The following is a 14,681-nucleotide window of genomic DNA, read 5'->3' on the forward strand; positions in this document are numbered from 1 at the left end:
GGAGGAAACCATGACTGAAGTCCGTACCAAGAAACTGATCAACGCCCCCGAAGATATTATCCCGCAGATGATCGCGGGTATGGTCTCGGCCCATCCTGACATTCTGACGGTCGAAGGCCCCACAGGCCGCGCTGTTGTGGCGGTGGATGGTCCCCGTGATGGCAAGGTGGGTATCGTGATCGGCGGCGGCTCGGGGCATGAGCCTGCGTTTGCCGGATACGTGGGCCGTGGCCTTGCGGATGCGGCGGCAGTGGGCAACGTCTTTGCCTCGCCCTCGCCCGAACAGATTATGGACGCCGCCCGCGCCGTGGATGGTGGGGCAGGGGTCATGTTCCTCTACGGGAACTACACCGGCGATGTGCTGAACTTCGACATGGCGGCCGAAGAATGCGAAGGCATGGGCATCCCGACCCGCTCGGTTCAGGTGATTGACGACGTGGCCAGCGCCCCGAAAGAGCGTCAGCATGAACGCCGCGGGATCGCGGGCGATTTCTTTGTGTTCAAGATCGCAGGCGCGGCTGCAGAACATGGCCGCGATCTAGAGGGCTGCTACGCCGCTGCCCAATCCGCAAACGCCAACACCCGCAGCATGGGGGTGGCGCTGACGGCTTGTTCCATGCCCCAGACCCTGAAGCCGAATTTCGAGATCGGCCCCGATGAGATGGAAATCGGCATGGGCGTTCACGGCGAGCCGGGCATCCGCCGCGGCAAGGTTGAGGCCGCCGATGTGGTCACGGACGAACTGCTAGAGCCGATCCTTGAGGATATGGGCCTGAAATCCGGTGACCGTGTGGCGGTTCTGGTGAACGGTCTTGGTGCCACGGGCCAGCTGGAACTTTACATCATCCACCGCCGCGTGGCTGAGGTGCTTGGCGAACACGGGATTGATATTCACCACAGTTGGGTTGGCGAATATGTTAGTTCATTAGAAATGGCGGGTGCTTCGATCACTTTGCTGAAGCTGGATGACGATCTGCAAATGCTGCTGGATACGCCCTGCCGCACCTCTGCGCTGACGGTCGCTGGTAGTCTGGAACCCAAAGGCAGCCGCACTCGTCGCCACGCCGATACGGCGCAGACCGCCGCCAAGGTGGATCGGTCCACACTGAAGGCCGACGGCTCTGTAACGCCCGCGATTTTCCGTGACCTGATGCTGGCGGCAGGCGCTGCCATCCACACCAAGCGCGATTGGTTGTCGGAGCTGGACGGGGTGATTGGCGATGGCGATCACGGCATCACGATGGACATCGGCTGGACAGCCGTGCGGGCCCGTCTGGTGACGATGGACGCGGATGCCACGATCTCTGAGGTGTCCGAGGCGATGGCAAAAGCCTTCCTTGATGCCGTGGGCGCGTCCTCGGGGCCGCTTTATGCGTCGGCCTTCCGCAAGGCGGGCGAGGCGGTGTCGGACCGTCTGCACCTTGATGCCAAGGCGATGGTGGCATGGCTGGATGGGCTTTGTGCGGGTATTCTGGCCCGTGGCGGCGCTCAGGTCGGGGACAAGACCATGGTGGATGCTTGGATCCCCGCCGTGACCCGCGCGAAAGAGGCGTTGCAAGGTGGGGCAGACGTTATCGGTTGCCTTGAGGCTGCCGTTGCAGGGGCCAAATCCGGACGCGACTACACCGCCGAGATCGAAAGCCGCCGTGGCCGCAGCGCCAAACTGGGCGCCCGTTCGGTTGGGCATGTGGACCCCGGCGCGGCCTCGGCCCATGTGCTTCTTGACGCGATTTGCGAGAAACTGCGTGGTATCTCGGCCTGAATTAGGCCAGCTCCCAATGTCATCACGCAGTATTGCCGCCTCTGCTCCCCAGAGGCGGCAACATTGTATTCAGACAACGGTTGCAGCAGATGCTGCGGTTAGTGCCAGGTGAGCGCGCGTTCGATATCGTCTTTGATGGTGTGGCGCAGGATGCGCGGTACACAGGCCGCTTCGGCAAAGCCGTCCCACTGCAAGATCGCGCGGTCAACCTTGTCACGAAGGGCCAGAACCCTCGCTGGCTTGATGTCCAACGCCCGCCCCACATCGACGAAATTGACCGGCCCCGGTTGGCGGTTGTTGCCCGCCATGGTCATCCGGTGCACCCCGCCCGTCCCCATGGTGTGAGTCAGGTCATAGGCCGGCGAAAGGTACCAGCGCCCTTCGGCATCCATCAGGAAGCTATGGTTGCGCAGGTGGTCGTTCCGGTTCACCGCGCGCGCGTTAAAGATCATCCGCAGCAGCATCTGTTCCACCTGCGCATTGTCGCGCGTCAGGCAGCGGGTCAGCTTCAGTAGATCGATATAGTCGACGGTGGCGTTCTTGTGGTCCACTCCGAATAGCGCCGCGGCCGTTTGCATGTGGAACCGCTGGTCGCGGGTCACATCAAACCGCTCGACCGCCAGAAACCGCTCTTTCGAGTTCGATTGCAGCGTCGTGACCGGCATCATCTGAATGCCAGCAGCCTGCGCCATCAAGGCGTACGCTACTTCTGCTTCGATCGAGCCGTTCCGCGCCGATTTCTCGCGCCGTTTGATCAGAACATGGCGCCAGCCACGGGTAAGGCGGTTGCGATGGCTGCGCAGTCTGGTGCCGTCTGTGCTCATCTGGGCCAGAAATTTGGGCTGATCCCCATGGGCGCCGCCCCCTGCCAGTCGCAGTTGCAACAGCTCTTCGATCGAGGCACCGTCGCCCAAGCTGGCCACGCATCCTGCGAACCACTCCAGGTTCATGTCTTCGGGTACCGCGCCGCGCCATGCCGGTTGATAGGTCAAAGCGCCCATGCCGTTCTGGCCAATCTGGGCCAAACGGCCAAGACCGCTAAGAAGGCGTAGATTGCCGTCCCGTGCCAGTATTTCCGCATCCGCAACCTGCCGCGCCCATCCGTCAGGTAGACTGTCGGCAAAGGGGGCAGGGATGCCTTCGAAATACCAGCCTTTACGAGGCTTCAGGACCGTGCTGATCTGGCGGACCAGCATCGGAGATAGGGGAAGCGGGTCGGCGACGAATGTCTCGTCCCACTCAAGTATCGCGCATCGACGCCCTTTGTCCCATTCAAGCGTCCCCACTCTGCGTGAGTCGTTTGACGAACCGAAATCGAAAGCCACCTCTACAGTTTGAGGATCGGCAAGATATGCGTGTCGGGGACCGGCGTCTGGATTGGTGAAGTTGTGATGGATCGTTGTCATGCCAGAAAGATAGCGAAATGCGTGCCAACTACTCCGAAGTATGGTGGCTAAATCCGCAACTATGCTAATGCGCGTATCGATATCCTTTAGGATGTAGGTTTGGTCTAAATTGCTAATATATGTGCGGCAATTTGATCTGTACCTTGGTCTGTGTCGGGATATGTGCGTTCGCTCATATCTGGTGGACCTAACGTGAGGAAAAACCAATCTGAGCGGCAGGCGGGTTTTAGTTTTTGCAAAGGAATGCCGGGCGATATTGGTTCAACTTGCTTGTGAAGTATGCCAATTGTCGTATGTGACGAGCAAAATGGTTAGCTCGAATACCAATGTATAGTTGGAGAAATCGCTGGCTGTGCCGTTAGATAGAAACAACTCCACGCCAAACCTTGAGGTTCAAATGTCTAGTGTTCCAACTGCGCTGAAGCTGGAACTTGATCGCGAAAAAATGCTATCTGAATGTGTGCGCGCATTCGGTGCAATGATTGAGGACGTGGTCGGCGCTGATGATGCCAGAGGTTACGTTTCAATTGTCGGTGAGCGAATTGGTGAATTCGTTGCAGCCGAAATCGCGAAGGGTGTGGATTTCGAAAGCCTCTCAATCGACCAGATGGCCGATTTGTTGGTTGAGGTTCAGAACCTGTTGGGTGGTTGTTTCGACGTAGAGGTTCAGAACGGTCATCAAATCCGTCTGACCAACACCCAATGCCCCTATTCGACCCAATTTGCGGGGCGCCAATCGCTATGTACCTTGACCTCTAGCATTATGGGCACTGTCGCCTCGATGTGTAATGGTCAAGCGCGTGTTCAGTTATTGGAGACGATTGCGCAAAACGGTGCGTGCTGCCGTGCAGTTGTGCATCTAGACGGATCCCACGGCGCCGGAGTAACCTATTGGAAGAGGTGCCGGAGTGGGGTTGATGAAAGCGGGTCTTGAAGCTCAAAGTACAATTCTTGACGCGATAAAAAGCCCCGCGCTGATCGTGACTGGTGATGGAATTCTCGTTTTGGGGAACAGGCGTTTTTGGTCGTGGGATCAGAAAGACGCGGTGCTTTCCAAGCTGCGCAGCCCTGCGGGTTTCGGCATCCTTGCCGAGATATTGCGTCAGAGTGAAGCACGACCCGCCCGTTTCACCTTTGAAGGTAGAAAGGATTTGTTCGCGACCGGACGACGTTTGTCCGATGAGAACAATAACGTATTGCTCCGCTTCGGCGGTCATGAAGAATTCGCCCCGATCCGCGAGGTTGCCCGACAGCGCCAAATTACGGACAAGGAAATTGCCCGTCGGCTTGAGGTCGAAGGTCAGGCCGAAGTTATCTTTGACGCGGCCTCTGACGGTATCGTTCTGGTTTCGAACACGGGCGAGGTTCTGCGCGCCAACAAAGCCTTCGGGGATATGGTCGGAGCCTCTGCCGATCTTCTGAAAGGGGTCGAGCTGACCGAGTTGGTTGACCTCAGCACGGGCAACGAAGCTGATTTTTGGAAACGCGCAGATGAAGCGCCTTTCGTGACGGAAGGGCAACTGCGGCTGACTGCAGGGCCTGTGCCTGTCGAAATGCGGATTGCGCGGACCATGTGGCGCAATGCGGTGTCTTCGGTCGTGATTATTCGCGATTACCGTGACAGCCAGTTGGCAGCGGCCGCGATGAAGCGGGCTGCCGAATTGGAAGGGGCGAACAAGCGTGCCCAAGCGGCAGAACGTGCGCGGACCCGTCTGGTCAGTGTGATGTCCCACGAGATGCGCACACCGCTGAACGGCCTGCTTTTGACCACAGAGATGCTGCTGGAAGACGAGGCCCTGACCCCCGACCAGCGCCATCTGATCGAAATCATCGCCCGCTCGTCCGAGACGGCACTGGATCAGGTGACCAACGTTCTGGCCTTTGTCCGCTCGGAAGAAGGGTTCGGCCATGTGCCGCCGCGTCCGTTCCGTCCGGCGCAGGTTCTAAAGGACATCATCGAACAACAATCGGCCTTCGCGCAGAAAGAAGGCAGCACGCTTGAACTGGAACTGGGGCAGGGGGAATCCCTTTGGCTGAAAGGCAAAGCGCCGCTGTTCTTCTCGATCGCGCAGAACCTGATTTCGAACGCCATCAAGGCAACCAAAGATGGTCAGATCAATGTCACCTACAGCGCGGTACTGCGCGGAAAGATGGTGCAGGTTATGCTGTCGGTGACCGACACCGGTGTTGGCATTGATCCTGCGCGGTTGGACAAGGTCTGGCAACCGTTCGAAACGGACGCGAAATACGGCGATACGCGGCGCGGGGCAGGCATTGGTCTGTCTATCGTGCGCAATGCGCTGGATGAGTTGAATGCCACGGTGCAGGTGGACTCAGAGGTCGATGGCGGCACCCATTTCGAAATCACGTTCGAGCTGCCCTTGGCGAAAGGTCGCAATATCGCCTCGCCCCGTACCAGTCAGGCCACCGACTCGGATCGTCGCCTGCTGATTGTCGATGACAACACGACCAACCGCGAAATTCTGCTGGCTCTTAGCCGTCGTCTGAATATCTATGCGGTCGGCGCAGAAGATGGCCGCGATGCCTTGGGCAAACTGGCCAGCGTCAAACCCGATGTGATCGTGATGGACCTGAGTATGCCGGTCATGGACGGCTATGACGCCACGCGCCGCATTCGCCTGCATCCGGATTTCGCCAATATCCCGATCATCGCCGCCACTGCCTTTATCAGCGAAGAGGTCGAGGAACGCTGCCGCGAGGTTGGCATGACCCGCGTCATCGAAAAGCCCATTCGCCTCACCGATCTTGAAGAGATCATGGGCGTTGAGGCCAACGTGAACGATGAGCAATACGATCTGGACGTGTCGCGCTTTGTCTCGCGGGCGATGGCAGAGGCGGATCGAGATTTGCCGGCAATTCTTGAGGCGCATCTTGCGGGGGATGTCGGGGTGGCTCGGGATATTGCCCACCGTCTGCTTGGTGTGATCCGCGCGCTGAACGTGGCCGATCTGGTCCAACCCATGATCGCGCTTGAACGGGGCTGCCGCACCGGCGAAGGGGACGTGCCGCAATTGGTGCAGACCGCGCAGAAGGCGATGGAAGAGGTGCGCGGAAAAGCGCACGCCTGAACCTTGAACCATGCTTGATTGCGGCGCGGGGCAATTGTCGCGCGCCAAACTGCTTCCTATATCGAACGGTATCAGACCGTAAGATAGGGGCTCTTTCATGGGGTATTTCAGAACCGCGATTTTGATGGCCGCGATGACCGCGCTGTTCATGGGGCTGGGATATATGCTGGCTGGCGCAGGCGGTATGCTGGTCGCGCTGGTGATTGCCGCTGGCATGAACGTCATGAACTGGTGGAACTCGGACCGGATGGTCCTGCGGATGCACAATGCGCAGCTGATCGGGCCGCGCGATCGCATGGGCCTGCATGACATGGTCAGCGATCTTGCCCGCAATGCGGATTTGCCGATGCCTGCGGTCTATCTGATCGACACGCCGCAGCCGAACGCTTTCGCCACGGGCCGCGATCCCGATAACGCGGCGGTTGCCGTGACCTCGGGTCTTTTGCAGATGCTGCCGCGTGAGGAATTGGCAGGTGTCATCGCCCATGAATTGGCTCATATCCGCAACCGTGACACGCTGATCATGACCGTGACGGCGACCTTTGCCGGTGCGATCTCGATGCTGGCCAACTTTGCGATGTTCTTCGGTGGGCGACGGGATGAAGGTCCGGGGCTGATCGGCTCAATAGCGATGATGTTCCTTGCGCCTATGGCTGCGGCTTTGGTCCAGATGGCCATCAGCCGGACGCGGGAATACGCCGCCGATCGGGCAGGAGCCGAGATTTGTGGCAACCCCCTGTGGCTGGCCTCGGCGCTAGAGCATATTCAGGCGGGCGCCTCGCAGATTGAAAATGTGGCCGCCGAGCGGAACCCCGCAACGGCACATATGTTCATCATCAATCCCTTGAACGGCAAGCGTATGGACAACCTCTTTGCTACCCACCCCGACACGGGTAATCGCGTCGCGGCTCTGCACCAGATGGCGCAAGAGCAAGGTATTGGCATGCGTCGACCCGCGCCTGCGCCGCGTGCGTCGCAAAGCAGCGGCCCGTGGGGCTAAAAGACGGTTAGCGTTAATGGGCTATTAAGCCTTTCCGCATATTCCCGAAGGTGATGGCAAGGGTGTTCCTTGCACCTGAGGGAATGGATTTGTGCGCGTACTGACTGGCCTGCTGTGTGCTGCGGGCATTTTCTTGATCAGCTTTGGCTCGGCCCATGCAGCGCGGTTCGGCCTTACTAGGTTGCTTTCTAGCTATACCGATGAAGCGGGGGCGATCGGAGCGGCCTTGGCAGGGCAGGTGCCTGCGGGCACTACCATCGCTATGACGCAGTTTGCGCCGCAGCAATTGCTGTCTGTCGCGCGGCTTAGTGAGGTTGCGAATGCCGCGCGGCGCAATCGTGCGGGGCATGGCATCACGGATGACGTGGCGCAGGGCGACTTTATCGTACAGGCGAATTGGACGGCGATGTTGTCGCGCCTGATGTCTAACCCCGCAGATATTGGCCTGACCACCGCTTTGACGGACAGCACTGTCACCGGCCCGTCCGAGCAGGATGTTGTCGCCGCTCTGGGGTCGCTTTCCTTTCGCGGTAATCAGCGATCGATACTGACCACGGCTAGTATTCTGGGCAGTTTTCTGGGGAACGCGCCACGCAGCGGTGTGCAGGGAAATGGTCCGGTTTCCCAAATGCTTGCGGGGGACGGTCCGGCTGCGGCGTTTCTGCGTGGCAATGGCTTCGCCCTAGCGACCCAGTTGCGTGAAAGCATTGAAAACGGCAGCTACGTCCCGGGGACACTGACCCGCGTGGTCGTGCGTGATTTTCTTGCCGATCTGGCCAAGCGGTTGGGCAATTCCAATGTAGGCAATGGGACATCGAACAATCAACCGCCATCACCGGTGCCCCTGCCTGCCAGTTTCTGGCTGCTGGCGGCAGCTATTGGTGGGCTAGGGCTGCGCGGTTACAGAAGGAAAAAAGCATGAAGTATTTGATCACTGCCGCAGTCCTCTACGCACAATTGGCCCCAGCTGCCGCATCTGAAGGCCGGTTTCAGCAATGCGAAATTCTGGCACCAGTCGCGATTTCCGGATGGCTGGCGGTGCTGGACGATTTGCACGTTGGCGCGCGCGAAGAAGTGGCGGCCACGTCCCAGCGGCTAGTGGCCTCGGTCAGCCTTTATCGGGAACTTGGCTGTGATGTGGTGGCACTGCAATCGGCCGTGTCCTGCGTGACAGAAGCACTGGGTACCGGCGTTCCTGCACTAGAAGTCCCAGTCATGGCTGAAGACTGCCTTGCACAAAGCGCGTTGCTCACATCAGGCTAGGCCGACAGTGACATCCGCGTAGGGGCATCGTGCATCGGCAAGACATCTTGTTCGACCTCTGTCAGTAACATCAAAGGTTCTGAATCCATGACCCGCGCCCGTAATAGAATTCCGGTCTGCATCTTGCGGATGACATCGGCAAGAAACTCTTGCAGATGGGGATCGCAGGCAGCATTCCGGAACAGCACGATGATCTGGATCTCACCAGATTCACCCAGATTGACGCGCAACTCTTCAGGAGAAAACGTTTCGATGCACTCGCTCATTCGCCCCAAGAGATAGGGCGTTGAGAGGATTGCAGCCTCTTGACTGCAATAGCGCAGATATACCGTTTTCGCCTTCATCTTCGAACTTTCTGGCGCGAAGGGCCTTTGGGCAGGATCTTATGCTAACCCGAAGTCCGTATCAGATCATGCACGATTTAGTATGAAGTGCTGCTCCGAAGGTGTGGGCTAACGCTTTGGATGCTCAAAGTAATACAGACTCAAGAAAGCTGTCCGGATCGTCGTAATCCAAACCACTTAGCACCGCATGGGCTGATCCGAGCTGCAAGGAAACCCCGTTCCCTACCTTGGTCACAGTGATCTGGTCTGCGGTGAACCGGCCTTCGAAGGTTAGGTGATCAACGCCAATTTCAAAGTCGTTGACGTTGTCGGCTGACCCGTCGCGGGCAAAGATGAAGACGTCGGCGCCAGCGCCGCCGATCAGTTGGTCAAAGCCTCCTGCACCCCGCAGAGTGTCGTTGCCTGCCCCGCCTTCCAGCCGGTCGTATCCGTATCCGCCATCCAGATAATCGTTGCCCTGCCCGCCAAAAAGGCGGTCATTTTCCGATCCGCCCATCAAGGTGTCATTGCCCGCATTGCCATAGAGGGTGTCGTCGCCGGTATCCCCGTCCATCCAGTCGTTGCCGCCTTGACCGTAAAGCACATCGCGCTGGCCTCCACCGTCCAAACGGTCATTGCCGTTACCGCCGAGCAACCGGTCCAGCCCCTGATCGCCGGTCAGGGTGTCATTGCCTTCATTGCCCCGCAGCACGTCATTGCCGCGGCCGCCGGTGAGGCTGTCGTCATCGCCTTCGCCCGCCAACTTGTCGTTACCGTTTCCGCCGTCGATGACGTCGTCGCCGCTACCGCCCCAGATGAAATCGACGCCTTCGCCGCCTTGCACAGTATCGTCGCCGCTTTCACCGTAAAGCCGGTCGTTGCCCCAGCCGCCTGCCAATAAATCGTCGCCTGCACCTCCTTTCAATGTATCGCGGCCGACGCCGCCAGCGATGACATCGTCATCCCAGCCGCCGTCCACGTGATCGGCCCCCCGGCCTCCGAGTAGAAAATCTGCACCCCGTTCGCCCATCAGGACGTCGTTGCCATCGCCCCCGCGCAGGGTGTCCGCGCCATTGCCTACGAAGATCCATTCTTCGGCGGCAGTTCCGCGAAATGCGTCGCTGTCATCGCTCATGAGGTAAATCGCGCGCTGGTCCGCGTCGGCGCGAATGGCCGTGATCATGGCGCTAAAATCTGGCAAGCCGTCCGTGACGGACAGGGAAATTGCCTCATTGAACCACGCGGAGAAGAATTCCTCGCCTGCGCGGCTGACCCGATACCCGACCAATGCGGCAGTTCCAGTGCCGGAAAGTCCTGTTCCGAAAATCTCTAGCGTCAGGTCTCCGGCGGTAAAGGTCAGGGTTTCGGCGTAGTCGTAGCGAACTGTCAGATAGGTGCCGTTCACCACGTGGGTTTTTGCGTAGGTGTCGGGTGCGCTCTCGTAAGAGGTGCTGTCGAACACAGTTAATGACCGCAAGGCGCGGGACATCTCTCGGAAGAGAGATGTTGCATTGATCACAATGTCAAAACCGGCCGAATACGCCATAAAACCCTGCAAAATTTTTGAAACTCAATTTTAACAAGAATTTTATGCGCGAGCGGTAAGCGAGTCAAACGATTTGCACGCTAAAGTTGTTACTGTGGGTTTGCGTAGATGCGTCTTGACCGTTTCGGGCATGTCAGCGCGAATATCATATTATATGGTTTTAAAGGCTGTCTCGGCGGGCAATCAGGGTCTCGATTGCGTCAGCCAGATGAACTTGGTCGATGTTATAATCGCCGCGTGACACACGGATACGGTGTGCTTCGATCATGACATCAGAGATGCGATAGCCCTCAGGCGGTTGGAAACGGTAGCTTGCAAGTTCGATCAGAAAACCCAGCGGATCCTTGAAGTAGATCGAGTCCATAAACCCGCGATCCTTGCGTCCTGAATTGGCAATCCCGCGCGCTTTCAGACGCTCTTCGATCTGCGAGAACGTCGCCTGACTGACATCCAGCGCCAGATGATGCACGCAGCCCGGATCGGTGGGGGTGCGGCTGCGGTTCGGGGTGCGCTCTTCGTTGGTGAAAACGGTGATCAACCGCCCGTCACCGGGGTCAAAATACAGGTGGCTTTCGTCGGGATTGTCCAGATTGGGCTGCTCGAACACGAAGGGCATGCCCAGAAGTCCCTGCCAGAAATCGATCGAGGTCTGCCTGTCGGCACCAACCAACGTGATGTGATGGATCCCTTGGGTCGGAATACGAGGGGCGCTCTGGCTCATGGAACGGTCTCCGGACTGTCGTTGTGTCCGGCACTGTAGCCCGCTGGCTGCGAAATCCGAGTCCGGATTTTCCCGCAGATCCTCTGCGCTGACGCAGGGCGGGCGCACGGGCCCTTGTAGGGTGGCGTATTGGCGCCTGTCTTTCGATAGGGCACACCTGCGTTTCTGCAAAGAATCGCGCTGCAAAAGGCGCATGTGTGGCAGGGGCGGCAGCGCTGACCGCCGATTCCAATGTGTCAGAACTATGTTCAGTGGGGCCTGAAAAACCGCACATATCCCTAGATACCGCCCAGAAAAAAACAGGTTCGGCCACCTATTATCTCCGAAAGGACGTTGGTCTCACCGTTTGATATAGGGCGGTGGCCATTTGCTCGGATTGTTGTTCAGGGTGCATCAGGCACCATGTCGGCAGAGGGAGCACCCAATGTCGAAAAACGTGATTATATTTCCAACGACCGAGAGTTCGGAGATGCGCAAGCACCGCATGGTGAATGAGCTTTTGATCCTTGCGCTCGACGGGGACCCCCAGCTGAACCGCATGTGCGAGATCGTGGCGATGCTGCGGTCTTGCCGTCGTGCTTTCGTGGCGTTGGAGAATGAGGGCGCGTTCTTCATGGTTGGCCAGCACGGCTTTGACCAGATGCAGTACCCGATGCATCAGGCGTTGCCTTTGCTGAAAAACCTGACGGAGTCGGTAGAATATCTGGATGTGCCAGCGCAGTTTCACGGTCTGTCTGATGCGTCCGGCGGGAATGCCGTTCCGCGCTATTTGCACATTGCCCCCATGGTCTATGAAGGCGTGGTGATCGGCTATTGCGGCATTGCTGATGACGTCGAAAAGCCTGCCTGTTCGGATGTCGAACTGCACGCGATGGAAACCATGGCGATGTCTGCGGTCGAGCGTTTGCGCACCCACGCCGTCCTGCGCCCTCAAGCGGCGCAACTGTTCGGCCTGCTTTAAAAGCTGGCGAAACACGGTTCTCGATCCAATCACCGCAAACTTGAACGCCCGCCTGTGCTTGGTCACGATGCGGGCGTCTGGTGAATTTCGCGGCGTTGAAATGCGTCTCAGACGTCGCCAGTTTGCCATTTCGGCGCGCGCTTTTCGGTAAAGGCCAACATACCCTCCTTCGCCTCGTCTGAGGGCAGCACCGCCCGGAACCGTTGGTCGCTGTCTTCCCAGAGGGCTGCGTAACGGCTTTCCTCAGCTGCGCGGGCCAATGCCAGCGTCTGGGAAATCGCGTTCGGGGCATTGTTGGCGATGGTGCGGGCAGTTGCGATGGCGGCAACCAGCAATTCGCCCGAGGGCACCACGCGGTTTACCAGACCAAGGGTCTGCGCCTCATCGGCGGCGATGGGCAGGCCGGTCAGCAGCATCTCGGCGGCGCGGGCAGGGGGGATGCGCCCGCCAAGCCGCAGCACGCCGCCGCCTGCGGCGAAGAGGCCACGCAGGGGCTCGGGCAGGCCGAATTGCGCTGTTGCTGCCGCATAGATGAAATCGCAGGCCAGAAGAACCTCGAACCCGCCAGCCAGAGCGGGGCCGTTGGCTGCCCCGATCAGCGGTTTGGACAGGCGCCGTTTGACGATGCCAGCAAAGCCGTCGGGGTGGAAAACGGTCTTGTCCTGCTCATCCGTCGGGGCCGCCAGATCAAGCCCCGCGCAAAAGACCGGCCCCGCGCCGGTCAGGATGCCGACGTGCAAATCATCGCGGGCCTCGAACGTGTCCAGTGCGGCGCTGATGGCCTCGGCCATTGCCAGATTGACGGCATTGCGCCGGTCGGGGCGGTTCAGGGTCAGGATGGCGACAGGGCCTTCGGTGCGGAACTGGACCAATTCTTCAGACATCGGCGGCGCTCTCCTCTTCGGCCATTTTGCGCAGTGCGCCTCGGATGATTTTTCCGGTCGGGGTCATCGGCATATCCGTGATGAACCGCACGACGCGCGGGTATTCGTGGGCGGCAAGTCGTGTTTTGACAAACAGCGCGATGTCGTGCGCCAGCGCGTCCGAGGGCGCTTGCCCCTCTGCCAGCGTCACATATGCCGCGACCACATGGCCGCGGATCGGATCGGGTTTGCCGACGACACCGGCCAAATGCACGGCGGGGTGGCGCAGCAGGCAATCCTCGATTTCTGAAGGGCCAATCCGGTAGCCCGCCGAGGTGATTACATCATCATCGCGTCCCACAAAACGGATGCGCCCGCATGGGGTGCGGCATCCCGTATCGCCGGTCAGCAACCAGCGGCCTGTGTCGGCCTCAAGGAATTTTTCCGCGGTGGCGTCGGGCCGGTTCCAATATTCCAGAAACATCACCGGATCAGGCGCACGGCAGGCCACAGCGCCCTGTTCGTAGTCTTCGCAAATCCGGCCGGTCTCGGGATCGATAATCTGCACGTCATGGCCCACCACAGGGCGCCCGATGGCACCTGGCAAGGCGGGCTCCATCGCGCTACAGGCCGAGACGATCATGTTGCATTCGGTCTGGCCGTAGAATTCGTTGATCTCCAGCCCCAGAACCCGATGGCCCCAATCCAGCAACTCTTGCCCCAGAGGCTCGCCCCCGCTGCCGACCGAGCGTAAGTTCAGGCCTTGGGCGGCCTCGGGCGGGGCAAGGCGCATCAGCTTTAGCGCCGTGGGTGGCAGGAAGACATTGCGGATCTTTTCGCGGCGGATCAGATCAAAGGCGGCTTCGGCGCTGAATTTGTTAAAGCGGCAGGCCACAACGGGCAGGCCGTGGTGCAGCGCGGGCATCAACACATCCATGAGGCCCCCGATCCAGCCCCAGTCTGCCGGCGTCCAAAAGCAGTCGCCCTCATGGGGTAAAAAATCGTGACTGACCTCAACGCCCGGCAAGTGCCCCAGCATCACACGATGCGCATGCAGCGCGCCCTTCGGGTTGCCGGTGGTGCCCGATGTGTAGATCAGCAAGGCAGGATCTTCGGCGCGGGTTGAGACGGGGGTAAAGGCCGGATCGCCATCAGAGATCACTTGGGACATGGGCAGGCTGCCCTGGGATGGCCCGTCAGCGCAGATCACATGGCGCAGCGCGGGTAATTGGTCGCGCAAGCCTGCCAGCAGTGCCGCGCCATTGCTGTCAGTGATCACCGCCGCCGCGCCGCTATCCCCCAAACGGTGTAGTAGCGCCTCAGGGCCGAACAGGGTGAACAGAGGCAGCGAGATCGCCCCCAGCTTGAAGGCCGCGATATGGGCCAGCGCAGTCTCGATCCGCTGCGGCATGAAGACCGCGATCCGGTCGCCGCGCCCCAATCCAAGCTGAGAAAGCCCTGCGGCAAGCGCCGTGCTTTGCTGCGCAAGGCCCGCGAAATTCAGCGTCCGGCGGGTGCCATCAGCGGCAACATCAACCAGCGCGATCCGGTCCGGATGCAAGGCCGCGACGCGGTCGCTGACATCGGTGCCGATGTTGTAGGTCTGTGGAATATCCCAGCGGAACCCAGCCGCCAAAGCGGCGTGGTCATTTGTTGCGTGCAGCATGTTTCTCCTCCCGACGGCGGTTCGAATCCCTCCTCCCAAAGGGAAATGAACGCCCGTTCATTAGTAGACAGGTGTTCGGTG

General features: G+C 59.5%; 13 protein-coding genes. 7 read left to right on the forward strand and 6 right to left on the reverse strand.

Annotated elements, in window-relative coordinates:
• Positions 1-10: 10 nt before the first annotated feature.
• Positions 11-1,762: a dihydroxyacetone kinase subunit DhaL gene (gene dhaL, locus CLV74_RS10905; protein WP_106264546.1), complete on the forward strand. Its 1,752-nt coding sequence runs from the start codon at positions 11-13 to the stop codon at positions 1,760-1,762.
• A gap of 98 nt (positions 1,763-1,860) precedes the next feature.
• Here the strand turns inward: dhaL and CLV74_RS10910 are convergent, their stop codons facing one another.
• Entirely contained in the window at positions 1,861-3,048 is a 1,188-nt protein-coding gene (locus CLV74_RS10910) for a type II toxin-antitoxin system HipA family toxin (protein ID WP_170108027.1), read from the reverse strand.
• A 517-nt stretch (positions 3,049-3,565) separates the two neighbouring features.
• On the opposite strand from CLV74_RS10910, the gene CLV74_RS10915 reads away from it, so the two are divergent.
• The 5 genes from CLV74_RS10915 to CLV74_RS10935 all read left to right on the forward strand — a co-directional run bounded on the left by CLV74_RS10915 (position 3,566) and on the right by CLV74_RS10935 (position 8,520).
• A complete protein-coding gene (locus CLV74_RS10915) occupies positions 3,566-4,102 on the forward strand; it encodes a methanogen output domain 1-containing protein (protein WP_106264550.1) in 537 nt (178 codons plus the stop codon).
• The gene (locus tag CLV74_RS10920; RefSeq protein ID WP_106264552.1) at positions 4,086-6,257 is read left to right on the forward strand and encodes a PAS domain-containing hybrid sensor histidine kinase/response regulator; all 2,172 of its coding nucleotides are present in this window, start codon (positions 4,086-4,088) and stop codon (positions 6,255-6,257) included. The genes CLV74_RS10915 and CLV74_RS10920 overlap by 17 nt, the downstream gene beginning before the upstream one ends.
• A gap of 97 nt (positions 6,258-6,354) precedes the next feature.
• Positions 6,355-7,257, forward strand: coding sequence for a zinc metalloprotease HtpX (htpX, locus tag CLV74_RS10925; protein WP_106264554.1), 903 nt, complete (start codon positions 6,355-6,357; stop codon positions 7,255-7,257).
• A gap of 91 nt (positions 7,258-7,348) precedes the next feature.
• On the forward strand, positions 7,349-8,179 hold the full coding sequence (locus CLV74_RS10930; protein ID WP_106264556.1) for a VPLPA-CTERM sorting domain-containing protein: 831 nt from the start codon (positions 7,349-7,351) through the stop codon (positions 8,177-8,179).
• A complete protein-coding gene (locus CLV74_RS10935) occupies positions 8,176-8,520 on the forward strand; it encodes a hypothetical protein (RefSeq protein WP_106264558.1) in 345 nt (114 codons plus the stop codon). Before CLV74_RS10930 ends, CLV74_RS10935 begins: the two co-directional genes overlap by 4 nt.
• Here CLV74_RS10935 and CLV74_RS10940 read toward each other — a convergent pair.
• From CLV74_RS10940 to CLV74_RS10950, 3 genes are all read right to left on the reverse strand, one after another.
• Entirely contained in the window at positions 8,517-8,864 is a 348-nt protein-coding gene (locus CLV74_RS10940; protein ID WP_146134936.1) for a hypothetical protein, read from the reverse strand. The two genes, CLV74_RS10935 and CLV74_RS10940, sit on opposite strands and share 4 nt — an antisense overlap.
• 124 nt (positions 8,865-8,988) lie before the next feature.
• Positions 8,989-10,389, reverse strand: a complete 1,401-nt coding sequence (locus CLV74_RS10945; RefSeq protein ID WP_106264562.1) for a calcium-binding protein — start codon at positions 10,387-10,389, stop codon at positions 8,989-8,991.
• A gap of 160 nt (positions 10,390-10,549) precedes the next feature.
• A complete protein-coding gene (locus CLV74_RS10950; RefSeq protein WP_106264564.1) occupies positions 10,550-11,110 on the reverse strand; it encodes a VOC family protein in 561 nt (186 codons plus the stop codon).
• 469 nt (positions 11,111-11,579) lie between these two features.
• On the opposite strand from CLV74_RS10950, the gene CLV74_RS10955 reads away from it, so the two are divergent.
• A complete protein-coding gene (locus CLV74_RS10955; RefSeq protein WP_146134937.1) occupies positions 11,580-12,071 on the forward strand; it encodes a hypothetical protein in 492 nt (163 codons plus the stop codon).
• Between the two features lie 107 nt (positions 12,072-12,178).
• On the opposite strand, the gene CLV74_RS10960 is transcribed toward CLV74_RS10955, so the two are convergent.
• Positions 12,179-12,955 carry an enoyl-CoA hydratase-related protein gene (locus tag CLV74_RS10960; RefSeq protein ID WP_106264569.1) on the reverse strand — a complete coding sequence of 259 codons (777 nt, stop codon included), beginning with the start codon at positions 12,953-12,955 and terminating at the stop codon, positions 12,179-12,181.
• Positions 12,948-14,600 (reverse strand): AMP-binding protein, encoded by a 1,653-nt coding sequence (locus CLV74_RS10965; RefSeq protein ID WP_106264571.1) that lies wholly within the window; start codon positions 14,598-14,600, stop codon positions 12,948-12,950. The genes CLV74_RS10960 and CLV74_RS10965 overlap by 8 nt, the downstream gene beginning before the upstream one ends.
• Between the last annotated feature and the right edge of the window lie 81 nt (positions 14,601-14,681).

Origin of the sequence: Donghicola tyrosinivorans (genome assembly GCF_003003355.1) — a bacterium.
Classification (GTDB): Bacteria; Pseudomonadota; Alphaproteobacteria; order Rhodobacterales; family Rhodobacteraceae; genus Donghicola; species Donghicola tyrosinivorans.